Genomic DNA, 23603 nt, shown 5'->3' with positions numbered 1-23603 from the left:
GGATGTCCATCACTCATGTAATAAAAAGGGGGATTTTCAATGAAACTTACGATTTACTTTGATGGACAATTTTGGATTGGAATAGTTGAAATGATGGAAAATAATAAGTTGAAGGTATGTAAACATACTTTTAGATCAGAACCAAAAGATAGTGAAATACTGGATTTCATTTTTCATGATATGATTCCGTTATTAAATTGTACATCAGGTGTTAAAAACTCTATTGATAAAAGAAAAAATAAGGCTATCAATCCTAAAAGATTAATAAGATTAGCAGCCAAAGAAATGAAAAATCATGGAGTTTCTAACAAATCTTATGAAGCATTGAGAATAGAATTAGAACAAAAAAAGAAAATGAATAAATGTATTACACGTCAAATGAAAGAAGAATTAAAAGAACAAAAGAGACAAATGAAAATCCAAAAACGGAAAGCAAAACACCGAGGGAAATAAAAGAACATCCGCTAATTTAGCGGATGTTTTTTATCTTCGAAAACGGCGATAATATTTATATGTTCATGATTTAAAGGAAAACTTGAAAGAGAGCCAGTTGATTTCGCCTAAAAATATCCATGATTTTGCACTCACATCCCTTACATGAAAAGGGATTTAATACAGCTGAATCCTTTCTATACTGATTAGTAATGATAGATAGCCAAGTACGGAATTCTTTATGGTGGGTAAACCCCTGTCCTAAAAACTGAGAGAGAGGAATTGGTGCACATGACTTTGTATTTATAATTCCAGCTAAATAAGGATAAAAAAAAGCCCTAGAGGGGGACTCTAGAGCTACTAACAGGGAAATAAAAAAGACAAATGGTAGAGAATGACTTCCTTAGATGTTACAAGTTTAACACGTAAATTATAAAAACGTTATATAAGTTTTTTACGAAATTATGAACATATGACAGGATTTGTTCTTGTCATCATGCCTGAGAACTGAATCTGTCTGTAATACCAACTACCCCAACGGTTCTCGACTGTGATGATGCGCATAGCATTATTGATTTCAAACTTTTTTGTTCCAACAAAATATAGTTTTTTGAAAAAAATACAGAATATGACCCGAAATTACATGTATCTCGGTCATCCCCCCTATATAAAACAGTGAGATGTATTATATAAAATATTATGTATAAAAAAGTATTGCTATTTTTGTAAGCGCTTACTATAATAGGGGTATAAAGATTTATAAAACTTAATATTATAATAAAGGAGGGAATAATATGGAAATCGCAATGGCAGTTTTAAAATTTATAGGTGGAGTAATTCCATTAGTACAAGAGCTTTTAAAAGCATTTATGTAAGTTTATTATTCAGCAATTATTTATAAAAATTATCATACAAATGATCTGTATTTCAAAGACGAATTATTGATGTACAGATCATTTGTGTGAGTAAACTTAAAAAAGAGTCCCAAAAGGAATAAGGGATTCTTTTTTATGTAACGTATTTCCGAAATTCATCCCCATCTTCAAACGCGTGACGGGCAAGAGCACAGCGGTAAGATGGGGATGAATTTCAGTTAGGCATAGCCTAACTGATTTGTAAGAACTGCCAATGTTCCTGATAATACTCTAAAAGACGTCGAGCATGATTGGACGGGCATTCAGATAGAGGTGGCATTTTCCATTTGCTTACGCATTTTTTCATTATTCACATGAAAAGTGGTATGAATTGATAAAAAGAGATGATGCCAGAACATGTGCCTAGGCACATACCTACAAATACATCTGATGGATAATGAAGCCCAAGATAAATACGAGAAATTCCAACACATAGCGCTACTGGAAGTAAAATGACTATTAAGTTTGGATGATAGCAAATAAGTGGAACGAAAACAGAAAAAACAGCTGTTGTGTGACCAGATGGAAAGGAATGATCTGTTAACGGATGCAATGGGTATTTTGCATCTTGGATGGCTAAATACGGCCGTTTCCGTGGATACCATCTTTTTAATATTTGCACAGGAATATGGCTAATCGCTAATGACAAGCTGGCCGCAATTGCTGCATGATGGAGGAGCCCTTTTGAAAAAATAAGAAAGCACAGCGCTAGTGAGATAGAAAAGGTTGCACCACCAATATGTGTAATGGTACGGAAAAAGATATTTAATGTTTTTTGATCAAAGTAACGGTTAATTCCTTTAAAAATGTAACATTCTATTTTATATAAGGAGCTGATGGATTTAGCTTTCATAAAATCTCTCCTCCTCGTTTACATATATATTGAGGTATTATTTTCTATTTTAATAAGATTTTATTGAGTGAATAATAAGATTTTGTAAAGAAAACGTTAGGGTTAAAAAAAGCTGCCAATATAACGGCAGCGAGTGGAATTATTTTTGCAAGGATTTATAGTATTGTCCTTTTTCAACATACTGTCTGCGAATACGCTCCATATCTTCTCGGTCTTCGTCTGTTAATTCGCGAATCACTTTCGCAGGACGACCGAATGCTAATGTATTAGGCGGAATTTTCTTACCTTGTGAAACGAGACTACCGGCACCAATGAATGCACCTTCGCCAATTTCAGCACCATCTAAAATAATAGATCCCATCCCAATTAAAGCATCTTTTTTTATTGTGCAGCTATGTAAAATAACTTGATGCCCAACTGTAACATCATCTTCTAGAAGAAGAGGGTACTGTGGACTTTGGTGAAGTGTACATTGATCTTGTACATTTACTCTGTTTCCAATGATTGTTGGAGACACATCGCCACGAATGATAGTATTAAACCAAATGCTTGATTCTTCACCAATTGTGACATCACCTGTAATCGTAACGTAGTCAGCGATAAAAGCACTACTTGCAATTTTCGGATTTTTATCTTTATAAGGATATATCATGTAAAGCCTTCCTTTCCTAGAAACTAGTTTTAGTGTATCAAATTATGAAAAAGAGTGAAATGGAGGAGTTTCGTATGTGGAATTATGAAGCGGAAGCGGCAAAAGCTGTAATCGTAATTGTACACGGTGCGATGGAATATCACGGGCGTTATGAAGGGATTGCAGAAATGTGGAATCATTTCGGTTATCATGTTGTTATGGGGGATCTTCCAGCTCATGGAACAACTTCAAGAAATAGAGGACATATTGACTCATTTGATGAATACATAGAAGAAATAAAATTATGGGTGAAGGAAGCAAGAAAATATCGAGTGCCTATTTTTTTATTTGGACATAGCATGGGCGGTCTTATCGTTATTCGGATGATGGAAGAAACGAAGAGGGACGATATAGATGGAATTATATTAAGTTCGCCATGTTTAGGAGTTTTAACTGTACCTGCCGCACCGCTTCGGGCTGCTTCAAAGTTGTTAAATATTTTCATGCCGAAATTACAATTCCCAACAAATCTTACAGTCGAAATGTCAACAAGAAATAAAGAAATTCGCGATGCGATGGAAAATGATTCATTGTTCTTGCGCAAGGTGTCAGTTCGTTGGTATAGTGAATTGATAAAATCTATCCAGATTGCTCATGACAAAATCGATGAGTTCCCAGACGTCCCGCTCTTGCTAATGCAGGCTTGTGAGGATAAACTTGTAGATAAAACACGTGTCCGTAAATGGTTTGATAACTTAAAGGTTAGTGACAAGACATATAAAGAATGGCCGAATTGTTATCATGAGTTATTAAATGAGTATGAGCAAGACGAAATTTTGAACTATATCAAAGCATTTACTGAAATACATGTCAATAACATAATAGAAACAAATAAATAATGAAGAGAAAGTTTTCTTCTTTATTATTTGTACATTCAATAGAGGAGATGAAGGAAGAAGTGAACGTACCGAGTAATCCCATAACGCTCATGGCGAAAGTATACCGTGATGTGTTTCCGGTAGTACACCATGAGCTAGCGATGTGGAAAGAGCGTGCCTACCATATTCCGAATGATGAGCTTCATAGTCAAGCTATTGCAAGTATTGAACATAAAACGTTTCATTGTGAAGGCGGTGGTATTTTAGCGTTGCTTGCAAATGAACACCGTGAGGAATGTATTCGTTTTATTGTGGCGTATCAGACGATTAGTGATTACTTAGACAACTTATGTGATCGCAGTACATCGCTTGATCCGAATGATTTTGCTGCATTACATGAATCGATGTTAGCAGCATTAACGCCTGAAAGTGAAGGAGCGAATTACTATCGTTATCGAGATGATCAAGATGATGGTGGTTATTTAGATGAACTTGTTGCAACATGCCAAGATGTGCTAAGAAAAACAAAGCACTATAATAAGATTGCCCCAATCCTTCATGAACTTGCTTGTTATTACTGTGACTTGCAAATTCATAAGCATGTGAAATTAGAAGAGCGAGAACCACGTTTGCAAACATGGTTTGAAGCTCATAAGGAAAATGTACCGCCAATGAGTTGGTTTGAATTTTCAGCATGTGCGGGATCGACACTTGGAATCTTTTGTCTCGTGGCATATGCATTTCATGATGAATTACTTGATGAAGATATTGCGAAGATTAAACAAGGGTATTTCCCTTACGTCCAAGGTCTTCATATTTTACTTGATTATTTCATCGATCAAGAAGAAGATCGCATTGGCGGGGATTTAAATTTCTGTAGTTATTATGAGAATGAGCAGGCCATATTAGAGCGAATGAAGCATTTTGTGAAAGAAGCAGAAAGAAGTATTGGAGACTTACCTCATGCAAAGTTTCATCGTTTAATTAGCCGCGGGCTACTAGGAATTTATTTGTCAGATCAAAAAGTATCAGAGAAAAAGAATATGCAACATATGGCACGGCGCATTGTGAAATATGGCGGCTTTACTTCACGGTTCTTCTATTGGAACGGGAAGATATACCGAAAGAAAATGGCGCAGTGATAAAGGAGACCGCTCTTTTTAGGAGTGGTCTTCTTTATTATATAAATATAAGTTAAAAACCGACATAAAACAAAACCCCTCTTTTTGGGTGGGAGAGAGCATCTGGCCATGCATAGAAGCGTCAGGGTCTTTTTCTGCCACATGCAAGGGTGAAAACAAAGGGAGAATGCGAGAGCAGGTCATGTTTTGTTCTGCATAGCAGCAACTTATATGTTGAAAATATAGGTTTGGTTTACTTAGAGTTGAAGAAAAAAGTATTTTGTAAAATAATGAAAGGAAATGGGAGTGAACTGGCCAACATCCGGTTCTTTTTGTATGCAATAACGATCTTGGAAGATAAAAGGCTCATTGAAAGTCGATCTGTTAATCGTTCACATATCCCCCATAGGAGGCCCGGTACGCCATGAAAACAGAGAGAATGTTTTCCATACTTATCTATTTATTGAAGAAAGATATTGTTTCTGCTGAAGAATTAGCCAATACATTTGAAGTAAGTAAAAGAACGATCTATCGAGATATAGATGCTTTATCATCAATTGGTATTCCTGTAATTTCTTATTTAGGAAAGAATGGTGGTTTTACTTTAATTGATAACTATCGACTAGATAAATTTACATTTAATGAAGAAGAAAAGAAGTTTTTATTAGAAGGTTTAACATTAAAAAATGAACTGTTTGATAGTAATCAATTATCAATTTTACAAAAAAAAATAGAACTGTTGAAAGAAAATAAAGAGGAGTATCATTCCAATATCACAATATCATCATCTACATTGCATCGAGAAACGATAGAAGAAGAAACAAAACGAAAGATCAAAAAAGTACTTTCTATAATTGATGAAGGGAATAAAATCCGTATTTCTTATGTGTCACAAACAGGGAATAGATCTAGTCGAATGATTCAACCTTTAAAATTAAATTTTATGAATGGTAGCTGGTATTTAGAAGCCTTTTGCGAATCCAGAAAAGCTTTGAGAGTATTTAAATTGACTAGGATCAGAGATATGGAAGTAATACATGACAATACTAGAACAGCCTATACGGGGAAAAGCGAATGCGTAACGAATAAGGCAGTTAAAGTAGAGAAGATTATATTGTTGTTTTCAAAAAGTGAACTTGGGAAATTATACGATTTTTTTACTGAGGATGAAATAACGGCACTTGAAGACGGGAGTTTAAAAGTAACCTTCCATTATGATACCAATAAAAACTTATTGCCATTTTTATTGATGTTTGGTAGGCATGTAAAAATATTAGCGCCACTATGGCTTGAAAATGCATATAAGAATGAAATTGAATTTATTTATAAAAGCTGACAGACTGTTGTCATACTATGAATGCTATACTTTCTATATTAATTATATACATCAATTAAAAAACCGACATAAAATCCCTCTTTTTAGGTGGGAGAGAGCATCTGGCCATGCATAGAAGCGGTCAGGACCTTTTTTTTGCCACATGCGAAGTAAAAACAGAAAGAGCAAACGAGTGTAGGTTACTTTGTATTCTGCATAGCAGGGATTTAGATGTCGAAAAATTAAAATGAATTTATATAGTAGGGGGAAGTATAGATGAATAAAGCAATTACTGAAAAACATATTTACGGAAAGAAAATAAGAACAAATAATCAAAGTACAGATGCCATATTGAATTTGTGGGAAGAATTTCTTCGTTTAAATTTAAAAGGTGATATATATGGTGTTTATAACAATTATGCAAGTGATTTTACAGGGGATTATGATTTGCATATTGGCACGGAAGAGAAATTTATTGATGAAAGTAGTGTCATCATTCCAGCAGGTAACTACCATGTTGTAGAAGTAGATCATACTGATCCAAAAGGTGTGTTTAACGCTTGGGTGGATATTTGGAAAAGTGATATAAAAAGAGCATATAAAACTGATTTTGAATTTTATTCTAAAGATGGTAGTATAAAAATATTTCTGTCGGTTGAATAAGTAAGCGTAATTCGTATTAACCAATTTTTTAAACTACGAACCGGTTCCTTAGCGTACAAGGAACCGGTTGTTTTATGTCTAAATGTTTTGGATTATACTCGTCTTTTTAATACAGCAATGGTAATAGTATTGCTAGCCATAACAATAGCAATCCACGCTGTAACATATACTTTCATAAATTCTAAATCTACATTTCCATACCTAAACAGAAGACTTTGAACGACAAAACCAACGAGAAGGAAAATAAAAGCTACATTGAAAGATTTTCCGAGAATTTGTTGTCCTCGTTCGTCTTTACCTTCTGAAAAGACAAAACCTATAAAGATTCCAGTTGCAATAACAAAAATGATTGTTGCGATGATGAAAATTGTATTCCCTAGCATTATTATTCCTCCTCTAAGTATTGAAAAATGTCTGTAATCTCGACCTCGAATAGTTTTGCAATTTGAAAAGCAAGCATAAGTGATGGATTATATTTGTTACTTTCTAAAGAGTGGATGGTCTGCCTGCTAACTCCGAGCATTTCCGCAACATACTTTTGTGACCAACGTCGTTCAGCACGCAATACATATAAATTGTTTTCTAACTTTCCTTTTTTACTACCCATACGCACCTCCAGATGAATAAAATAAATTACTTATGTAATATATTTTTAACTTATGTAAAGAATATATTACGTATATCTGTAAGTGTCAACTAATATATGAATTTTATCCCGCATTAACGAGCAGTAATACTCCCACCTCAAAATTGGGTGAAAGCAAAGAAGTTAGGTGGGAGATAAACTGCTGGTAAAAGCCCGATTGGTGAGGGCTAATAATCAGTGGGGGATGAAGAAAATCCCCCACTGATTAAAGTTTCACTTTATGGTAAATTAGACGTGAAGGAGTGATAATAATGAAACGTTTCTTCCAAAAACTATATGAACATATAGAAATTACATTATTGGTTTGCCTTTCTATCTCATTCATTACTGGAATATACATAATGATGACTAAAGTTGGTGGCCCAACAACAATGGATTATGTAGCGCAGGCTATTATAGGAGCTATTATTATTGGCGATATTATCTTTTTGACTAACGATAAACAGAAGAAAATCAGTTAACGTAGAGGAGGGGAAAAGCTGACTGTGAGTATGGGGAATATATTTTCGATTCTTTCTATATTAGCGTTGATATATGTGTCATGGGAGCATAGAAAAGAGATAAAAGAGACGTATAAAAAATTAACCATGACACAATTATTCAGTGTTATTATTTCTTATACCGTAGCACTTTTCGTTGCCGTTCTTCTCATATACTACGGTAGGAATTGGCTTGTAAGTTATATTCCGTTTGAGCCATTGAAATTTGTTGCTTCAATCATTATTATCATTACTGTTCTATCTTGTTGTTTAAAGCTATTAAATAAGGTTTTAAAGAAAATATCGAATGGTGTATTGTGAGTTTTAGAATGGAGAAAGACGTGCATATGCACGTCTTTTTTTATTAGATATTAGCACGTTCTTTAATTGACTGAACTCGGGACCTCGTCTCTTCTCGACTTAGTCAGGTAGATGACCAGGGCAAAAATTGTTATAAGGAAGAGTATACTTGTTCCTGTAGTACCTAGGCCAAGCCCACCCTCTTTGCTAGGCTGTGACAGGTAGTCACCAAGAGAAGCTCCAAAAGGACGGGTCAAAATGTAGGCGATCCAGAAAGAAAGCACTGGGTTCAACTTGAAACGGTAGTACGCGATGGTTACCACCGCAATCACTGTAGCGAACATGAGCGCTGACTTCCAATAACCTAATTGGAGTCCTTCTGATATAAGATCACCAGCTGCGGTGCCCAAGGCAAAGGTGAACAGGATAGTTAACCAGTAGAACACTTCTCGCTTGGTTGTATAGATGGAGTGAATGGACAATGTCTTCTCACTCGCGTACCATGCTGCAAAGGTCGCCAACAGCGCGAGGGTGAAGAGGATGGTAGTTGTCTCGAGAGCAACCCCTAAGTTGTCCGTGAGATTGTCGGTAACCAACGTACCGACAACACTAATCAGCACTACAACAAGCCAGTATATACTTGGCACGTACTTCTTCGATCTAAATTGAAAGAACAATGTGATGAGAAGCAAAACACTCATGAAAAAAGTCGTGTTAGCCAAGCCCCATTTCATATTGAAATTCAGAAAGTCTGCCGCTGTCTCGCCCACCGTTGTTGCCATGATCTTAATAATCCAGAAGAAAATCGTTACTTCTGGAACTTTGTTCAACATCTGCCGAGCTCTTGATGGGGCGGACCCGACTTCATTTGAAATGGATGGTTTATCTTTAGTATAATCCTGTCCGTTATATGTCATTTATGAACCCTCCTTATTTTCTCTTTGGAACTACACGATAAGTATTGAGATAAACAGCACTATCTTTTTTTGCGTGATATTACTAACCAAATATGTTCACCTGGCTATATGGCTATTCATATATGGGGAATTGTTCACAAGAACAAGAATTTTGTTGAACTACAATTCAAACTATATCTTCTCAATATGAGAAGAACATGAAAATACAATGAAATTTATCTAATACATCGAGTCTTTCTTTACTAAAGGAGACTTAGGTGTGAGAAAATGAAAAAAGGCGAACGCATATTTTCCATGACTAATATGTGTTCGCCTTTATTTTTAGGGATTTTAGAAATGTAATCCCTTGCTTCATTTGAGCAAGGGATACAGGCTTTTCACGGAGTTTTTCATTAAATGTATAGCTCATTTCGAAAGGGATATTTTCGATTTTCATAAAATTCTCCTTCTATCTTTTTTGATTATATAAATCCATGTTAATTTTTCGGCATCTAAATTCCCTGCTATGCAGAATAAAACGTAATTTACACTCGTTTGCTCTTTCTGTTTTTACATCGCATATAGCAGAAAAAGGCACTGACCGCTTCTATACATGGCCAGATGCTCTCTTCCATCTAAAAAGAGGGGTTTTTATGTTGGTTTTTTAATTGATGTATATATAGATAAGTATCTATGGACAACAGCCTTAGCAAGGCAGACAGATGAATCCACAAAGTAAAGGTTATGTGGATTTGCTCCTGATACAACATTCAAGTCTGTACAAGCTATAATAACGGCATCTACTGCTTCAGCTAATTCTGTGCAAAGTGTACACCATAATTCACTTGCTTCCATTATGTTTCCTACTTTTATTTTCGAGATAATTTGAGTGGTATCCTTTTGCCAGTTGTCTTTATGGATATAGTTCATACCACGTTTTGAAATACCATCTTGATATATGCCAGATTGAACAGTCGCATCGGTTGCTAAGAGAGCTATTTTTTTTATATGATTTGGTATTTCTTTTATTGTTTCATCTACCATATTTAAAATGGGAACAGAAACCGAATCTTGTAACTGATTAAAATACAAGTGCGCTGTATTACATGGCATAGCGATAAAATCGACACCTGTACTTTCAAGTTTTTGTGCACCACTTATAATAGCCTTTTCCATAGCTTGATGATCAATCGGTCTATCCATGTAAAAAGGTGTTGGACAAGAATAAATCATCATATGTGGAAAGTCCATATCATGTTTCGCACCGTATATGTTTTGACATTGCTCGACTACTGTATCAACGAATGGGCCTGTTGACTTTGGCCCCATCCCTGCTAATATTCCAATCATTGTTAGTTCTCCTTATGTGAATGAATTCTGATATATAAATTTAAAGTTCTTGATTTTTATCGTATATTCCTTTTTTAGAAGCGTTTTTTTCGAACGAGAAAAAGGAATAGAGTAATTAACAAGAGCGAGTAGATAAGTGCCCATGCAGTAAGCCAAAGCACGTGAACAAGCAAATGATGTTCATATTGTCCAAGCATCAGAAAACTATTGATAGGCGGGAAAACCCATAATAGTTCCGGCATTTCTTTTTTGAGACGAATGGAAGCAATTGTGATAAGTAGTACAAAAGAAAGACTAAGCCAAGCCGTACTTGCTTTTTTAATAATATTTCGTGTGAATAATGTTGCGATTGAAATACCGAGTATGGATAAAGAAAAATGCGAAAGGAGACCAGTGATAAATAATGAAACTGTCATTTTTTCGTTAAACATATGAAAGGCAATTGGATATATAACAGATATAAGGGATAGAATGCTGCAAATGAGAAGTACCGTTACATACTTACCGAGGTATAGAGTCCATATGTTTTTTGTATGAGAAAGGGTCATTTGTTCTTGAACAGGGTCTTCTGTATGAAATAGTGTAATTGTAATCCAAGCTGAAAGTAAGTAGAGCGCAAGTGCTGTTTCTAAATATGTTGCAACAATTGGATTTGGTGTGTAGGAATAGACAAAGAGTAAACTGACGATATACATCGCGATGGGCGGAACATATTTATATGACTTTGTATAATCAAGAAAATTGTAACGAATGAGTGCAATCATAGCCATCCTTCTTTCTGTTTAGGAATTTAGGTTGTAATAGTGTAATGAATGCATTGTGATGTAATAAATATTGAAGTATGTCATTTGTATATGTCTTTTCAATTTGTAATTGAATAAGGTTTTTGCTTTCGGTGTATGTAACATGTATGCAGCCAGATTGTTTCTGTAATTCTGGGATAGAAAAAGTGTGCGGTACCGTTGCTTCTATATAGATATGTTCTTTCGGGATTGTATCAGATGTTAAAGGTTTATCCGCTGTAATGGTATGGTTCGCTAATGTCACGACTCGGTCAGCAAAGTTTTCTAATAGTTGCTTTTCATGGCATGTGAAGAGAATAGTAAGACCTTGTTCTTTTAATGTAAGTAGTATATGTTCAAGTTCTTTTTGGGACTGTGGATCAAGGCCAGAAAGTGGTTCATCTAAAATTAATACATCAACATCACTAAGGAGCGCCTGCATAATACCTGTTTTTTGTTTCATTCCTTTTGAAAAATTTCTTATAACGGAATGATTGGCGTGTTGTAAATGAAAAGTTTCTAGTAGCGAAGGAATTTTGTTTTGTAAATACTCTTTCGATAAACCATGAATACGGCCGAGATGGTACAAATAATCTTCTAGTGTAAAACGAATGTCTTCTGGAAAATGTTCGGGTACATATCCGATTTTCATATTTGATGCTTTGTGGATTGTGCCTGTCGTTGGTGCAATAAATCCAGCAATCATTTTGAGTAAAGTACTTTTTCCAGTACCATTGCCACCGATAATGGCAACCGCTTGTCCTTTTGGAATAGATAAATGAATGTCTTTTAGTATCAGTTGTTTGCCATAGGCCTTCTGTATTTCCTTTAGTTCTAATAACAAAATGATTGCCTCCTTTTTTATAGGTTTTATATATCCATTATATGGTATATTTTATTCTTGGAACAATAAAAAAAACGTGCAGCACGTGCACGTTTTTCTTAAAACGCTTCTTGTCGAATCACCGATATATTTAGCGCTTTTCAATTGCCACAATAAATGGTGGGTTGTTTTGCTGGTTAATGAATCCGTATCGCAGTACGTGAGCTTGTTTTTGATCAAGCTCCTCGGCGAATTGTAAGACAGCATCGCGTTCTACTTGTCCTTCTGGATGCCCGTGATAAATGACAAGAACGATGATTCCTTCTGGTGCCATGACTTCTAATAATTGCTCGATAGCAGCAATTGTCGAGTTTGGTTTTGTGACGATATGCTTGTCGCCGCCAGGAAGGTAACCTAGATTGAAAATTGCTCCCGTTACTTTACCTTTTGCTTCTGCTGGCAAGACGGATAATAGCGTATCATGGCTATCATGAATTAAAACGGTTCGTTCTTCTAATCCTTTTTCTTTTAGATGAGTAGTCGAACTTTCAATGGCTTCTTTTTGAATATCAAATCCAAATATTTTCCCATTTTCTCCAACAATCCCTGCTAAAAAACAAGTATCATGACCATTGCCAAGCGTTGCATCTACGGCATAATCGCCTTCTTTAACAGCTGTTTGCAAAAGTGTGCGCGCAAACGGTAGTACCCGTTCTAATTTCATACTTGCTTCACCTCGTTTGCATATTTCCCTTGCCAACTTCCGCGGCGTACGAATTCCGCATCGATGGCATTTAATACTTCCCATTTATTTAAGCTCCACATTGGACCAATCATTAATTCAGGTGGACCGTCACCTGTGATGCGGTGCACAATCATTTCTGCGGGAATGATTTCAAGTTGGTCGACAACGAGATTGACGTAATCTTCAAGGGAAAGAAATTCTAATTGTCCTTTTTCATATTGCTTCACCATTGGTGTTCCTTTTAATAAATGAAGCAAATGAATTTTAATTCCTTGTACATCAAGCTTTGCTACTTCACGTGCTGTTTCCATCATCATGTCATAATCTTCAAGAGGAAGCCCGTTAATAATATGGGAACATACTTTAATGCCGTGCTTACGAAGTTTGTTTACACCTTCCACGTATGATGGATAGTCATGGGCACGGTTAATAAGATTCGCTGTACGTTCATGAACGGTTTGTAGTCCGAGTTCGACCCAAAGATATGTCCGTTTATTTAAATCAGCTAAATATTCAACCACATCATCAGGCAAGCAGTCTGGGCGTGTGGCAATAGAAAGACCAACAACATCTTTTTCTGCTAAAAGCGGTTCGAATTTTTCTTTTAACACTTCTACTGGAGCGTGCGTATTTGTGTATGCTTGGAAATAAGCAATGCACTTTCCGTCTTTCCATTTCGAGTGCATTTTTTCTTTCATTTCATGATACTGCGTTATAACATCATCGCGGCGATCACCGGCAAAGTCGCCAGAACCAGCAGCACTGCAAAATGTACAACCGCCATATGCGACTGTGCCGTCACGGTTCGGGCAGTCAAAGCCGGCATCTAATGAGACTTTAAAGATTTTTTCACCAAATTCTTTTCGTAAATGATAGTTCCAAGTATGGTAACGTTTGTTGTCATTTGTATATGGAAAAGGATTTTGAACCTTCATGCTTATATTCCTCCTAAATCTAAGAGCGTACAGTAAAAACAAAATCCATTATAACATACTCATAAGGTCGATATGGAAGGGACACACTAAAGGGGAAGTAACGGCAAGGAGGAATTTGTTATGGCAGAGCGTCAATCACTTGAAGAACACATTATGCAAGCAGAGCAAGCAATCGAATATGCAAAAGAGCAATTAGATCTTGGCATGAGACAAGAGCATTACAATACAATGGAATATTCTGATGCGCAGCTAAAACTAGAACAGGCCTATAATGATTTACAAGTTATGCAGCAACATGCGAATGATGAACAGCGTGAGCAGCTAAACCGTGCTCGTATGGCAGTCCGTCAACTGCAGCATCAAATGATTATTACACCGCACTAATAAGGAGTGAATGTAATGGCAAAGCGTTCCAATCAAAATAATCCAGAGCAAAAAACGCAAAATGGGCATAACGCTGAATTTTCAAATGAACTCGACCCAGTTGTACAAGCAAAACAGCGTAATCGTAAAAAAGGACAACCACAAAAATCGAAGCAATCAGAGTAAGCCAGGTCGCAGTAAGACCTGGCTTTACTTTTTGGCGTGCCCAGCTAAGCTGGACACTGCTTACTGGTGAAAGTCCAACCAAGTCGCCTAGTAGCTAACAGGCAATTGGTGAAGAAATCCTAAGGTTGAAGCCCTGTGACAAAGTAATTTCTGGTAGAAGTGCGAGCAAATCAGCAGACCGTAACATAAAGTAAACCTTGCCGCCTCGTTAAAAGTAACCTAGCAATAGGGCAAAGGGAAGTCGAGTCTGGTGAAGAGAGGCGAAGATCATGGTAACTCTCTTATTTGTTATATAATTATAGTTTTTTATAAACTGGATATTTCAACAGATTTTTGAGTACAACGTTTCATAGCTGAAATGATAGCTGTTCTTAAGCCTTTTTCCTCTAATGTTGCTACAGCTTCTATTGTCGTTCCACCTGGAGAACAAACCATATCTTTAAGTGTGCCTGGATGTATTCCTGTTTCAAGTACCATTTTTGCAGAACCTAATACAGCTTGAGCTGCGAATTTATATGCTTGAGTTCTTGGCATACCATCTAGTACAGCAGCATCTGCCATGGCTTCTATAAACATATATACATATGCTGGAGAAGAACCACTTACAGATGTTACAACATCCATTAATTTTTCATTTACTATCTCTGTTTGGCCAAAGCTATTAAATATATTTAGTATATCTTCTAGATCTTTTTCTGTAACCATTTCATTAGAACATAATGCAGACATTCCTTCTCCAACAAGAGCAGGTGTATTAGGCATTACTCTAACAACCTTTAACTTTCTGCCGAAAGCATCCTCAGTACTCTTAATACTTTTTCCAGCAGCAATAGTTACGACTATTACATCGTTTTTTATCTGCTCTTTTATTTGGTTAATTACTGATGAGTATAGGTCTGGTTTGATTGATAAAATTAAAATATCAGCATTGTTAGCTACTTCATTATTATCAGTAGTTGTAGTTATGTCATATTTATCACTAGCATTTTTTAAATTAATGACATTTAAATCTGAACAAATTATTTTATCTGAAGAAACTATATTTTTGTTAATCATTCCACCTATCATAGCGATACCCATGTTTCCGCATCCGATGAATCCTATTTGTTTGTTCATAATAACTCGCTCTTGCTCCTTTTATTATAAATTTTATTGGTTTGAAATTATTATTCTAAAAAAATTAAGGATATCCCGTACAGAAGAAATAAACATTATAAACTATATCGAGATTAGTATAAAAAAACATTTTAAGAGAGTAGGTTACTTTTTGCAATACCAAATATATATAGAAGTCACTTTTACTCTGCACTAAACAAGTACATTTTTAACAGAAATTAAACTTATCGCTTTCTTTATTCTCTAAAACATCTCTTGACATAAAAATGCATTATATCGCATAATATATAAAAATTAAAGTGAAAATCGCTGAAGGGAACTAGTACATATATCTTCTTGCGCAAGAGAGTGGAATCCGTAGGCTGAAAGATTCCTCGTATAGAAATTATCGAACCTATCCCTGAGTCTTAAACGAAAGTTTAGGCGTATGCCTGCGTTACAGGCGACAAGCGGATATAGATTTATATCAATGAAGGTGGTACCGCGGAACAAAGACTGTTTCGTCCTTTTTAAGGATGAAACAGTCTTTTTTATTTGGCTCTTTATTGCGGGATTGGCATCATTGGTGAGGTGTTTTTTGTTGCAAATTGCACGTAGTAGAAGAATATTTGGTTTCCATTAAAAAAAAAGAAGCAGCACAATTTATAAAAAAACTTTTATTTTAGACTAGGGGGTATAAAAGTGAAAAAACAGCGAATTGTCGTAAAAATCGGAAGCAGTTCCTTGGCAGCGAATCATGGAGGCATCTCTGGCGAACAGCTTTCAGATCACGTTGCCGCCTTGGCGCGACTGAAGCAAGAAGGACATGAAATTGTGCTGATTACATCTGGGGCCATCGCCGCAGGTTTTTCCGCTCTCGGGTATCCCAGCCGCCCCGTGACAATTAAAGGGAAGCAGGCTGCTGCCGCTGTCGGGCAAAGTCTGTTGATGCAGGCGTATACGGAGGAATTCCGCAAATATGGCATTGTTACCGCGCAGCTTCTGCTGACAAGAAGTGATTTTTCCAGAAAAGAACAATACAGCAATGCCTACGCCACTTTAGCGGAGCTACTCAGCCGCTCCGCTCTTCCTATAATCAATGAAAACGATTCTATTTCTTTGGAGGAGCTGACGTTTGGTGATAATGACATGCTGTCAGCTTTAGTAAGCGGGCTTGTCTCGGCAAATATGCTCATGATTTTTACGGATGTGAACGGTTTGTATGACCGGAATCCCCAGAAAAATCCGGACGCGAAAAAATATTACTTTCTCCCTGCCGTTACGGAAGAAATTGCTGCTCTTGCTGGAGATGCTGGCTCAAAACTTGGTACCGGCGGCATGAAATCGAAAATCGATGCGGCAAAGACGGCACTATCTCTCGGTGTGAGTGTATTCATCGGAACAGGACGTGGACGGGAGAAGTTTTTAGATGTTTTGAAGGGTAAAGGTGATGGAACATATATTGGCAATACGCCTCAAAAAGTGATCAAGATGAACAAACAATGGATTGCGCTACATTCGCTTGTCAGCGGGCAAATCGAAGTGGATGCCGGAGCAGCCGCTGCCATCATTCAGCATGGGAAAAGTCTTCTTCCTGCCGGTGTTACCGGTGTGTTTGGGAGCTTTCAAGCCGGCGAAGTCGTGGAGGTTATCACACAGCAAGGACGCGTGATAGGGAAAGGGCAGTGCAGATATAGCGCAGAGGAATTGCGGGAGCTGAAAGGTATGCAGAGCCACGATATTCAAGCGCGAGGCGAAAGGCATAGCTATGAGGTCATTCATAGGGATAATTGGGTTTCATTTTAAGAAAATCAAGAGGCTCGTTCAAGTGAAGAGCATAGGGGCCTATGTCCCAAAAGGTGCTGTTTGTCTTTTCTCACTCCAAGCGTCCGATTGACTCAGCTAACATCTATGGAGGAGAGTCCTGGATGGTAGTGCCTAGTTGGCGGAGTTGGACACGTCTCAAATTTTATACTTGTTAATCTTTAAAAGGGGGAAACGAAAATGAATGAAGTGTTGGCAAAGGGACAAAAAGCGAAAAAGATTGCGGGAGAGCTTGTGACCAAATCGACTAATGAAAAAAACAAGGCACTGGAGGCTGTCGCTGAGCAATTGATAGAAGAGACAGCCTACATTTTGGAGGAGAACAAACGGGATATCGAACAAGGTAAAGCGAAAGGAATGCCTGCCTCTCTCCTCGACCGCCTCATGCTGAACGAACAGCGCATCATTGATATGACAGAGGGCATCCGGCAGCTGATTGATTTGCGCGATCCTGTCGGAGAATGTGTAGCTGCATGGGAACGGCAGAATGGATTGTCTATTCGGGAGATGCGCGTGCCGCTCGGTGTTGTGGGGATGATTTACGAGGCGCGTCCGAATGTGACGGTGGATGCGGCTACAATTTGCTTGAAAACAGGCAACGCAGTGATCTTGCGTGGTAGTTCTTCCGCCATTTATTCCAACAAAGCCATCGTCGCTGTCATTCACCGGGCGCTCAAACAAACGAGCTTACCTCCAGAGAGTGTACAGCTCATTGAAGACACGTCACGAGACAGCGCAAAGCAGCTGTTTACATTGAACGAGTACTTGGATGTTCTTATTCCAAGAGGTGGCAAGCAGTTGATAGATACTGTAGTGAGAGAAGCATCTGTTCCTGTATTGGAAACAGGTGCGGGAAATTGTCACATTTTCATTGATGAAACAGCGGATAAACAGATGGCATTCGATATTATCGTAAACGCCAAAACACAGCGTCCGTCTGTATGCAATGCTATTGAAACGATTATACTTCATGAGAATTGGGCGCAGCGATTCGGTACCGAGCTGTTTTCTTTCTTGAAGGAAAGAGGAGTGGAGCTGCGTGGGGATAAGAAAGTATTAGCAATTGATTCTTCTCTTGTACCCGCTTCAGAAGAAGACTGGGAAACAGAGTTTTTGTCTCTTACGCTAGCAGTCAGAATCGTTTCATCTGTTGAAGAAGCGATTCGACACATCAATGCTTATGGCTCTATGCATTCCGAAGCAATCATTACAGAGAACGAGGAAAACGTCAGCAAGTTTTTCATGTCCGTTGATGCCGCGGCGCTTTACCATAATGCTTCGACCCGCTTTACTGACGGCTTTGAATTTGGCTTCGGCGCAGAAATCGGCATCAGCACGCAAAAGCTGCACGTACGGGGACCAATGGGGCTGTCTGCATTGACTTCCACGAAATATGTGATTCGCGGGAATGGGCAGATTCGGGGATAAGAAGCAAAAGGACAGATGCAAAGCCCCTCTTATTTTATTTTCGCTTTTAGTTTCTACCTCTTCTTTAATATTATGGAGATATCTTAAAATAACAAACGGCGTCATATGCTACGTGTTTACATGTAACATATGACGCCGTTTTATTTATCTTACAAAAATGTAAGATAAATGTCATGTAAAACAATGGCAGATAATCATGAAAAGGCGCAAAATGGAAAAAGAAAAAACAAACGCAGGAGGGTATATATGAGCAGACCAGTTGTAGATGTTAAAGACGTTCAAAAAGTATATGGTAAGAAAGGTGAAAGCCAGTCACACGCCTTAAAAGGTGTATCGTTTTCCATTCAAGAGGGTGAATTTGTTGGAATCATGGGGCCATCTGGTTCAGGAAAAACAACGTTATTAAATGTAATTTCAACATTGGATAAAGCAACGGGCGGAGTCGTTGAAATTGCAGGTACAGATATTACAAAAATGAAGCAAGGTGAGCTTTCTGATTTCCGTTCACAAAAGTTAGGATTCATATTCCAAGACTTTAACTTATTAGAAAACTTATCAATCTATGAAAATATTGCTCTGCCACTTTCTCTGCAAGGTGTTCCATCACGTAAGATTGGACCGAAAGTAGAAAAGGTAGCTGAAATGTTAGGAATTTCAGAAATACTTCAAAAGTACCCATCTGAAGTATCTGGTGGACAAAAACAGCGTTCAGCAGCAGCGCGTGCGCTTGTACATGAGCCAGCGATCATTTTAGGAGACGAGCCAACAGGAGCGCTTGATTCTAAAAATGCAGCGAGTCTTTTAGATGCAATGACAAACTTAAATGAAGAACAAGGTGTATCGATCATGATGGTTACCCACGATCCATATAGCGCAAGTTACTGTCAGCGTATTTTATTCATTCAAGACGGCGAGTTATACAAAGAAATTCACCGCGGTGGTACGCGCGAAGCGTTCTATAAAGAAATTTTAGATGTGCTTGCAGACTTAGGCACACAAAAAGCATAAGAAAGGAGGTTCAAGAATGTTATTTAAGCTTTCTATGTCAGGACTAAAAAGTAAGCTGAAAGATTACATTGTCTTACTTGTTGGTCTTGTAATGTCCATTTCGATCTTTTACATGTTCCAAACGTTAGCATTAAATAAAGCGTTTATTGAAGCGAATTCTGTAATCAGCAGTATTCAATTCGTCTTCCATGCTGGTGCCATACTATTAGCTATCATTACATTCTTCTATATTTTATATGCTAATTCTTTCTTACTATCACTTCGTCAAAAAGAATTTGGTATGTATATGATGTTAGGAGCCAAAAAGCATAAGGTGACAATGCTTATGTTTATTGAAACAATTGTATTAGGAGCAGCATCTCTTGTAGTTGGTATTGCAGTCGGTGTAGGGCTCGCGCAAGGAATTGGTAAACTACTTATGCAGCAGCTTGAATTTACTGCAGGTGGCTATCATGCATTTTATGTTCCATCTATGCTTGTTACATGTATTTTCTTCTTAGTACTATTTGTTTTATCAGCAATTATGAATAGTATCAAGTTATCACGTATTACGGTTCTACAGCTGGTTCATGCAGACTCTAAAACGGACCGTGTTTCTAAAGCAGGAGTAAAGACTGTTATAGCTGCATTCGTTGGAATTATTCTGTTAGCAATTGGCTATGCTTCTATGATTTACATGGATAAGCTACAGCAAATGGGGATTATTATTGCATTAATCACTGTAACGTCCGGAACTTACATGTTATTTGGAACATTCCTTCCGCTTATTATTAAAAAGCTAAAGAGTAATAAAAAGCGTACTGAAAAAGGACTTAATGCTTTTACATTTGCACAATTAAATTTCCGCATCAATAGCTTAACAAAAGTACTAGCGACAGTAGCGATGTTAGTGGCGCTTGGAGCAGGTGCAATTTCAGGCGGTATGGCGTTCAAAAATAACGTTATGCTTACTGTCGATGGCTTCGCAATTTATGATGTTGCGATTCATAATCCAACAGCCGAAGAGAAGAAAATTTTAGATGGTATTACATTTAAAGAAAAAAGTGAATATCGCTACAAAACAGACGATAAATATGCGTATTATTTAAAAGAAGATTTAGAGAAAAATCGTCCTTTAGTACAAGATTTAAAAAATGTTAAAGGTATGAAAGATATTGGTAAAGTGAAACGAGCTTCTGAAGAATTACCAGTAGGTGCGATTTCGAGTTCTGGTCAAGAAAAATCTGATAATGTGATTCCAGAGGAGTGGGGTCAGGCATTAAAAACGATTCATCCATTTTATGTATCCCCTAATCAAACAATCAAAATTGTAGACCAAAAAATGTATGATGGTTTGCAAGGTAAAGAGGGCGTTGCATTCCTTGGAAAAGTAGATAAATTCTTATCATATAAAAAAGAGTGGGAAAAAATTGACGAGTTGCAACTAGCTAAATATGAAAATGTAAAAGAAAGTTCCTTGCAAAGCAAGAACCAATTTTATACTGGATTTTACGGCATCGCTAGTGGAACAGTATTTATGGGCTTCTTCCTAGGAATTGCTTTCTTAGCAATGATGGCAAGTTGTTTAATGTTTAAAATTCTATCTGGTGCATCAAGCGATATTACGCGTTACCAAATGCTTCGTAAAATCGGTGTTCGCCGTGAATTATTAACCAAGTCTATCTATAAAGAATTATTCTTAGTATTCTTATTCCCAGCAATTGTGGGGATTGCCCATGTATTAGTTGGTATGAACATCTTCTCGTTTATTTTAATCGATCCGTATTTCCGTGTATGGCTTCCAATCTTGATTTTCGTAGTCATTTACGCAATTTACTACTTCATTACAGTTCAATTGTATAAAGGAATTGTTCTTCCGAAAGAAGACTAAGAGTTAGAAAATACCGAGCAGAGGGTGCTCGGTATTTTTTAGCATTCATTTGCTTTTCCTTAAAGATGGTTACATGTAGTTTATACCATTTCATGGATAGATTCTATATCTGGCCAGATGCCCTTGCTAAACTAAAAAAGAGGATTTTTTATTTATAGATTTGTGCTTTGGACGTACTTCAAGGGGAAATCTCTTAGAGGACAAGGGAATAAAATTGGTTTCCATACAAGAAAATATTTTTTATCTTTTTGTCACAAATCGCAAATTTGTGGTTTCTTTATAGTGACAGTAGCTAATAAGGAGGAAGAAACGAGTGGAGGTGAAAGCTTCATTGTTAAATATATATGAACAAGATTCAGTTTCAAATATACAGTTTCAAGATGTATTTAAACAATATTATGCTCACGTGGTTAGACAAATTATGAGGATTGTGCGAGATCAAGCAATTGCTGAAGATTTAGCGCAGGAAGTATTTTTGCAATTATATCATACAGAATGGAAACAGATTGAAAGTGTATCGGCATGGCTGGCAAAAGCATCCATTTATGCAGCATATAACTATTTGCGATCTGAAAAAAGGCATCAAGCAAGAATCGAAAAAGAAGCAAATTATAAACATTTAATTGGCAGTCCGTCATCGGAAGAACAATGTATTCAAAAAGAAGAGATTACTCACGTACAAAGTACATTAAAAGAAATGGATGAGCGTGAACGTACTCTCCTATTAATGAAGTTTTCAGGATTTCAATATAAAGAAATCGCGGATGCTGTTCATATTGAAGTATCCTCGGTTGGAACACTGCTGGCACGAGCAAAAGCAAAATTCCGGAAAATGTATAGAGGGATGAAGGAGGGGTAACAAATGAAATGCCAAGATATTGGATTTATTCAGGCGTACTTAGATGGAGAATTAAACCGCGATGAAAGAAAGCAATATATTCAACATCTTGATCAATGTAAAGCATGCCAAAAGATGTTAGAAGAAGTAAGCAAACTTAATCAATGGGAACAAGTGATATTGGATGACGAATTTGCAAACTTTAGTCAAGAGATGGATATCGACGTTGATAAAGCTTGGAAAACCTTTGAACAAAATATACAAAATCATAAAACGGAAGAAACAAACAGTGAAGAAAGTAAAAAGAAGGGAAGATGGCATAATATGAAGAAATCATCTAAACGTTGGATTACTGCAGCGGTAGCAGCGGCAGTTGTGTGTGTGTCTTTAACAGTTCCAGAAGTAAGGGCAGGAGCAAGCAACTTGTTATCGATTTTTCGAGTAAAGGATGTGCAGTTAGTTCAACTTACAGATTCGGACTTACGTGAAATTGAAGGATGGATCTCTAATATGGAAGAAGGAGAAAAATCCATTAAAGGAATTGGGAAAATAGAAATCAAAGATAATGGAAGCAAAAAAGATGCTCATTTTCAGTCGGAACAGCAAGCAAGAGAAGCTGGATATGCTGTTCCAAAAGTGCCAAATGGATACCGTGTAACGAATGTGGATGTGAACCCGTCATTTATTATGCAATTTGAACTTGATACAGAAAAAGCAAATAAATTGTTGAAGCAACTACAAAGCAATACTCAGTTTGAGAGTGCTTTGAATGGCAAACAGTTTTCGATCACAGTTCCGGAATCAGTACGTACACAAATAGAAGTTGAGGGCAATCGAACATCAAGTGCTTTTTCTTATAATGTGATTGATGCACCAAAAATTTCTGTTCCAGAAGGTGTAGATGTTACGAAATTACAAAAAACAGTTTTAGAGCTTCCGATTATTCCGGCGAATGTGAAAACACAACTTGCAGGTATTCAAGATTGGACACATACATTGCCGATTCCTTATGTAGCAAAAGGTGCAAAAGTATCGAAGACAAAGGTTCAAGGAGTAAAGGCCGTTTTATATAATACAGATTATGAAAACGTGCTAATTTGGGAGAAAGACGGGAAAATGCACATGATTGAGCAACATAAAGAGCAAGGAAAAGATATGGATGCAAGTGATCTTATTAAACTTGCAAATGAATTAAAATAATGATTGAACAAGAGCGGCTCCGTGAAAA

27 protein-coding genes and 1 other annotated feature are annotated in these 23603 nt (G+C 37.0%); of the genes, 15 read left to right on the top strand and 12 right to left on the bottom strand.

Annotation, left to right across the window (positions count from 1 at the left end):
• Positions 1 to 39 precede the first annotated feature (39 nt).
• A complete protein-coding gene (locus ACIQ7L_RS09295; RefSeq protein WP_400568454.1) occupies positions 40 to 453 on the top strand; it encodes a YjdF family protein in 414 nt (137 codons plus the stop codon).
• A gap of 1203 nt (positions 454 to 1656) precedes the next feature.
• Here ACIQ7L_RS09295 and ACIQ7L_RS09290 read toward each other — a convergent pair.
• Both ACIQ7L_RS09290 and ACIQ7L_RS09285 read right to left on the bottom strand, forming a co-directional pair.
• A complete protein-coding gene (locus tag ACIQ7L_RS09290; RefSeq protein ID WP_400568452.1) occupies positions 1657 to 2199 on the bottom strand; it encodes a phosphatase PAP2 family protein in 543 nt (180 codons plus the stop codon).
• Between the two features lie 139 nt (positions 2200 to 2338).
• A complete protein-coding gene (locus tag ACIQ7L_RS09285) occupies positions 2339 to 2851 on the bottom strand; it encodes a gamma carbonic anhydrase (protein ID WP_400568450.1) in 513 nt (170 codons plus the stop codon).
• Positions 2852 to 2925: 74 nt separating this feature from the next.
• Here ACIQ7L_RS09285 and ACIQ7L_RS09280 point away from each other — a divergent pair, with 74 nt between their 5' ends.
• From ACIQ7L_RS09280 to ACIQ7L_RS09265, 4 genes are all read left to right on the top strand, one after another.
• A complete protein-coding gene (locus ACIQ7L_RS09280) occupies positions 2926 to 3729 on the top strand; it encodes an alpha/beta hydrolase (protein WP_400568448.1) in 804 nt (267 codons plus the stop codon).
• 59 nt (positions 3730 to 3788) lie between these two features.
• The gene (locus ACIQ7L_RS09275) at positions 3789 to 4850 is read left to right on the top strand and encodes a tetraprenyl-beta-curcumene synthase family protein (protein ID WP_400568446.1); all 1062 of its coding nucleotides are present in this window, start codon (positions 3789 to 3791) and stop codon (positions 4848 to 4850) included.
• 403 nt (positions 4851 to 5253) lie between these two features.
• Positions 5254 to 6165 carry a helix-turn-helix transcriptional regulator gene (locus ACIQ7L_RS09270; protein ID WP_400568445.1) on the top strand — a complete coding sequence of 304 codons (912 nt, stop codon included), beginning with the start codon at positions 5254 to 5256 and terminating at the stop codon, positions 6163 to 6165.
• A 255-nt stretch (positions 6166 to 6420) separates the two neighbouring features.
• Positions 6421 to 6807, top strand: coding sequence for a GyrI-like domain-containing protein (locus ACIQ7L_RS09265; RefSeq protein WP_400568443.1), 387 nt, complete (start codon positions 6421 to 6423; stop codon positions 6805 to 6807).
• Positions 6808 to 6899: 92 nt separating this feature from the next.
• Here the strand turns inward: ACIQ7L_RS09265 and ACIQ7L_RS09260 are convergent, their stop codons facing one another.
• Both ACIQ7L_RS09260 and ACIQ7L_RS09255 read right to left on the bottom strand, forming a co-directional pair.
• The gene (locus ACIQ7L_RS09260; RefSeq protein ID WP_400568441.1) at positions 6900 to 7190 is read right to left on the bottom strand and encodes a hypothetical protein; all 291 of its coding nucleotides are present in this window, start codon (positions 7188 to 7190) and stop codon (positions 6900 to 6902) included.
• Positions 7191 to 7192: 2 nt separating this feature from the next.
• Complete coding sequence (locus tag ACIQ7L_RS09255; protein ID WP_400568439.1) at positions 7193 to 7414, bottom strand: helix-turn-helix transcriptional regulator; 222 nt, start codon at positions 7412 to 7414, stop codon at positions 7193 to 7195.
• A 290-nt stretch (positions 7415 to 7704) separates the two neighbouring features.
• Between ACIQ7L_RS09255 and ACIQ7L_RS09250 the strand changes: the two genes are divergently transcribed.
• Entirely contained in the window at positions 7705 to 7914 is a 210-nt protein-coding gene (locus ACIQ7L_RS09250) for a hypothetical protein (RefSeq protein ID WP_400568437.1), read from the top strand.
• Positions 7915 to 7938: 24 nt separating this feature from the next.
• On the top strand, positions 7939 to 8253 hold the full coding sequence (locus ACIQ7L_RS09245) for a hypothetical protein (protein ID WP_400568435.1): 315 nt from the start codon (positions 7939 to 7941) through the stop codon (positions 8251 to 8253).
• A 62-nt stretch (positions 8254 to 8315) separates the two neighbouring features.
• Here the strand turns inward: ACIQ7L_RS09245 and ACIQ7L_RS09240 are convergent, their stop codons facing one another.
• From ACIQ7L_RS09240 to mnmL, 7 genes are all read right to left on the bottom strand, one after another.
• The gene (locus ACIQ7L_RS09240) at positions 8316 to 9149 is read right to left on the bottom strand and encodes a COG4705 family protein (RefSeq protein WP_400568433.1); all 834 of its coding nucleotides are present in this window, start codon (positions 9147 to 9149) and stop codon (positions 8316 to 8318) included.
• Positions 9150 to 9447: 298 nt separating this feature from the next.
• Complete coding sequence (locus tag ACIQ7L_RS09235) at positions 9448 to 9585, bottom strand: hypothetical protein (RefSeq protein ID WP_400568629.1); 138 nt, start codon at positions 9583 to 9585, stop codon at positions 9448 to 9450.
• A 194-nt stretch (positions 9586 to 9779) separates the two neighbouring features.
• The gene (locus ACIQ7L_RS09230; protein ID WP_400568431.1) at positions 9780 to 10478 is read right to left on the bottom strand and encodes an aspartate/glutamate racemase family protein; all 699 of its coding nucleotides are present in this window, start codon (positions 10476 to 10478) and stop codon (positions 9780 to 9782) included.
• A 74-nt stretch (positions 10479 to 10552) separates the two neighbouring features.
• Positions 10553 to 11242: an ABC transporter permease gene (locus ACIQ7L_RS09225; RefSeq protein WP_400568429.1), complete on the bottom strand. Its 690-nt coding sequence runs from the start codon at positions 11240 to 11242 to the stop codon at positions 10553 to 10555.
• Positions 11211 to 12104, bottom strand: a complete 894-nt coding sequence (locus ACIQ7L_RS09220; RefSeq protein WP_400568427.1) for an ABC transporter ATP-binding protein — start codon at positions 12102 to 12104, stop codon at positions 11211 to 11213. The genes ACIQ7L_RS09225 and ACIQ7L_RS09220 overlap by 32 nt, the downstream gene beginning before the upstream one ends.
• A gap of 130 nt (positions 12105 to 12234) precedes the next feature.
• A complete protein-coding gene (gene mnmM, locus ACIQ7L_RS09215; RefSeq protein ID WP_400568425.1) occupies positions 12235 to 12807 on the bottom strand; it encodes a tRNA 5-(aminomethyl)-2-thiouridylate-methyltransferase MnmM in 573 nt (190 codons plus the stop codon).
• Positions 12804 to 13763: a tRNA modification radical SAM protein MnmL/YtqA gene (mnmL, locus tag ACIQ7L_RS09210; protein WP_400568423.1), complete on the bottom strand. Its 960-nt coding sequence runs from the start codon at positions 13761 to 13763 to the stop codon at positions 12804 to 12806. The genes mnmM and mnmL overlap by 4 nt, the downstream gene beginning before the upstream one ends.
• A 120-nt stretch (positions 13764 to 13883) precedes the next feature.
• On the opposite strand from mnmL, the gene ACIQ7L_RS09205 reads away from it, so the two are divergent.
• Positions 13884 to 14147: a YtzC family protein gene (locus ACIQ7L_RS09205; protein WP_400568422.1), complete on the top strand. Its 264-nt coding sequence runs from the start codon at positions 13884 to 13886 to the stop codon at positions 14145 to 14147.
• 15 nt (positions 14148 to 14162) lie between these two features.
• Positions 14163 to 14312, top strand: a complete 150-nt coding sequence (locus tag ACIQ7L_RS09200) for a glycogen biosynthesis protein GlgD (protein ID WP_400568420.1) — start codon at positions 14163 to 14165, stop codon at positions 14310 to 14312.
• Between the two features lie 306 nt (positions 14313 to 14618).
• On the opposite strand, the gene proC is transcribed toward ACIQ7L_RS09200, so the two are convergent.
• Positions 14619 to 15428, bottom strand: a complete 810-nt coding sequence (proC, locus tag ACIQ7L_RS09195) for a pyrroline-5-carboxylate reductase (RefSeq protein WP_097898060.1) — start codon at positions 15426 to 15428, stop codon at positions 14619 to 14621.
• A 300-nt stretch (positions 15429 to 15728) separates the two neighbouring features.
• Positions 15729 to 15939, top strand: a binding site (T-box leader).
• 170 nt (positions 15940 to 16109) lie between these two features.
• Here proC and proB point away from each other — a divergent pair.
• The 6 genes from proB (at position 16110) to ACIQ7L_RS09165 (ending at position 23575) form a co-directional block, all read left to right on the top strand.
• On the top strand, positions 16110 to 17213 hold the full coding sequence (proB, locus tag ACIQ7L_RS09190) for a glutamate 5-kinase (RefSeq protein ID WP_400568418.1): 1104 nt from the start codon (positions 16110 to 16112) through the stop codon (positions 17211 to 17213).
• 198 nt (positions 17214 to 17411) lie between these two features.
• The gene (locus ACIQ7L_RS09185) at positions 17412 to 18659 is read left to right on the top strand and encodes a glutamate-5-semialdehyde dehydrogenase (RefSeq protein ID WP_400568416.1); all 1248 of its coding nucleotides are present in this window, start codon (positions 17412 to 17414) and stop codon (positions 18657 to 18659) included.
• Positions 18660 to 18905: 246 nt separating this feature from the next.
• Positions 18906 to 19667, top strand: a complete 762-nt coding sequence (locus ACIQ7L_RS09180; protein ID WP_400568414.1) for an ABC transporter ATP-binding protein — start codon at positions 18906 to 18908, stop codon at positions 19665 to 19667.
• Between the two features lie 16 nt (positions 19668 to 19683).
• The gene (locus ACIQ7L_RS09175) at positions 19684 to 21537 is read left to right on the top strand and encodes an FtsX-like permease family protein (protein ID WP_400568412.1); all 1854 of its coding nucleotides are present in this window, start codon (positions 19684 to 19686) and stop codon (positions 21535 to 21537) included.
• A 331-nt stretch (positions 21538 to 21868) separates the two neighbouring features.
• A complete protein-coding gene (locus ACIQ7L_RS09170; protein ID WP_400568618.1) occupies positions 21869 to 22396 on the top strand; it encodes an RNA polymerase sigma factor SigX in 528 nt (175 codons plus the stop codon).
• Positions 22397 to 22399: 3 nt separating this feature from the next.
• Complete coding sequence (locus ACIQ7L_RS09165) at positions 22400 to 23575, top strand: anti-sigma factor family protein (RefSeq protein ID WP_400568410.1); 1176 nt, start codon at positions 22400 to 22402, stop codon at positions 23573 to 23575.
• The last annotated feature ends 28 nt before the right edge of the window (positions 23576 to 23603 follow it).

This window comes from Bacillus sp. NPDC094106 (assembly GCF_044764345.1).
Taxonomy (GTDB): Bacteria; Bacillota; Bacilli; order Bacillales; family Bacillaceae_G; genus Bacillus_A.
Note: the sequence above shows the minus strand (reverse complement) of the source record. Positions and strands in the feature narration are given on the sequence as shown.

Coding starts and splice junctions, on each gene's coding strand:
- ACIQ7L_RS09295 (WP_400568454.1), top strand. CDS start 40: ATGAAACTTACGATTTACTTTGATGGACAATTTTGGATTGGAATAGTT.
- ACIQ7L_RS09290 (WP_400568452.1), bottom strand. CDS start 2,199: ATGAAAGCTAAATCCATCAGCTCCTTATATAAAATAGAATGTTACATT.
- ACIQ7L_RS09285 (WP_400568450.1), bottom strand. CDS start 2,851: ATGATATATCCTTATAAAGATAAAAATCCGAAAATTGCAAGTAGTGCT.
- ACIQ7L_RS09280 (WP_400568448.1), top strand. CDS start 2,926: ATGTGGAATTATGAAGCGGAAGCGGCAAAAGCTGTAATCGTAATTGTA.
- ACIQ7L_RS09270 (WP_400568445.1), top strand. CDS start 5,254: ATGAAAACAGAGAGAATGTTTTCCATACTTATCTATTTATTGAAGAAA.
- ACIQ7L_RS09265 (WP_400568443.1), top strand. CDS start 6,421: ATGAATAAAGCAATTACTGAAAAACATATTTACGGAAAGAAAATAAGA.
- ACIQ7L_RS09260 (WP_400568441.1), bottom strand. CDS start 7,190: ATGCTAGGGAATACAATTTTCATCATCGCAACAATCATTTTTGTTATT.
- ACIQ7L_RS09255 (WP_400568439.1), bottom strand. CDS start 7,414: ATGGGTAGTAAAAAAGGAAAGTTAGAAAACAATTTATATGTATTGCGT.
- ACIQ7L_RS09250 (WP_400568437.1), top strand. CDS start 7,705: ATGAAACGTTTCTTCCAAAAACTATATGAACATATAGAAATTACATTA.
- ACIQ7L_RS09240 (WP_400568433.1), bottom strand. CDS start 9,149: ATGACATATAACGGACAGGATTATACTAAAGATAAACCATCCATTTCA.
- ACIQ7L_RS09235 (WP_400568629.1), bottom strand. CDS start 9,585: ATGAAAATCGAAAATATCCCTTTCGAAATGAGCTATACATTTAATGAA.
- ACIQ7L_RS09230 (WP_400568431.1), bottom strand. CDS start 10,478: ATGATTGGAATATTAGCAGGGATGGGGCCAAAGTCAACAGGCCCATTC.
- ACIQ7L_RS09225 (WP_400568429.1), bottom strand. CDS start 11,242: ATGATTGCACTCATTCGTTACAATTTTCTTGATTATACAAAGTCATAT.
- mnmM (WP_400568425.1), bottom strand. CDS start 12,807: ATGAAATTAGAACGGGTACTACCGTTTGCGCGCACACTTTTGCAAACA.
- mnmL (WP_400568423.1), bottom strand. CDS start 13,763: ATGAAGGTTCAAAATCCTTTTCCATATACAAATGACAACAAACGTTAC.
- ACIQ7L_RS09205 (WP_400568422.1), top strand. CDS start 13,884: ATGGCAGAGCGTCAATCACTTGAAGAACACATTATGCAAGCAGAGCAA.
- ACIQ7L_RS09200 (WP_400568420.1), top strand. CDS start 14,163: ATGGCAAAGCGTTCCAATCAAAATAATCCAGAGCAAAAAACGCAAAAT.
- proC (WP_097898060.1), bottom strand. CDS start 15,428: ATGAACAAACAAATAGGATTCATCGGATGCGGAAACATGGGTATCGCT.
- ACIQ7L_RS09185 (WP_400568416.1), top strand. CDS start 17,412: ATGAATGAAGTGTTGGCAAAGGGACAAAAAGCGAAAAAGATTGCGGGA.
- ACIQ7L_RS09180 (WP_400568414.1), top strand. CDS start 18,906: ATGAGCAGACCAGTTGTAGATGTTAAAGACGTTCAAAAAGTATATGGT.
- ACIQ7L_RS09175 (WP_400568412.1), top strand. CDS start 19,684: ATGTTATTTAAGCTTTCTATGTCAGGACTAAAAAGTAAGCTGAAAGAT.
- ACIQ7L_RS09165 (WP_400568410.1), top strand. CDS start 22,400: ATGAAATGCCAAGATATTGGATTTATTCAGGCGTACTTAGATGGAGAA.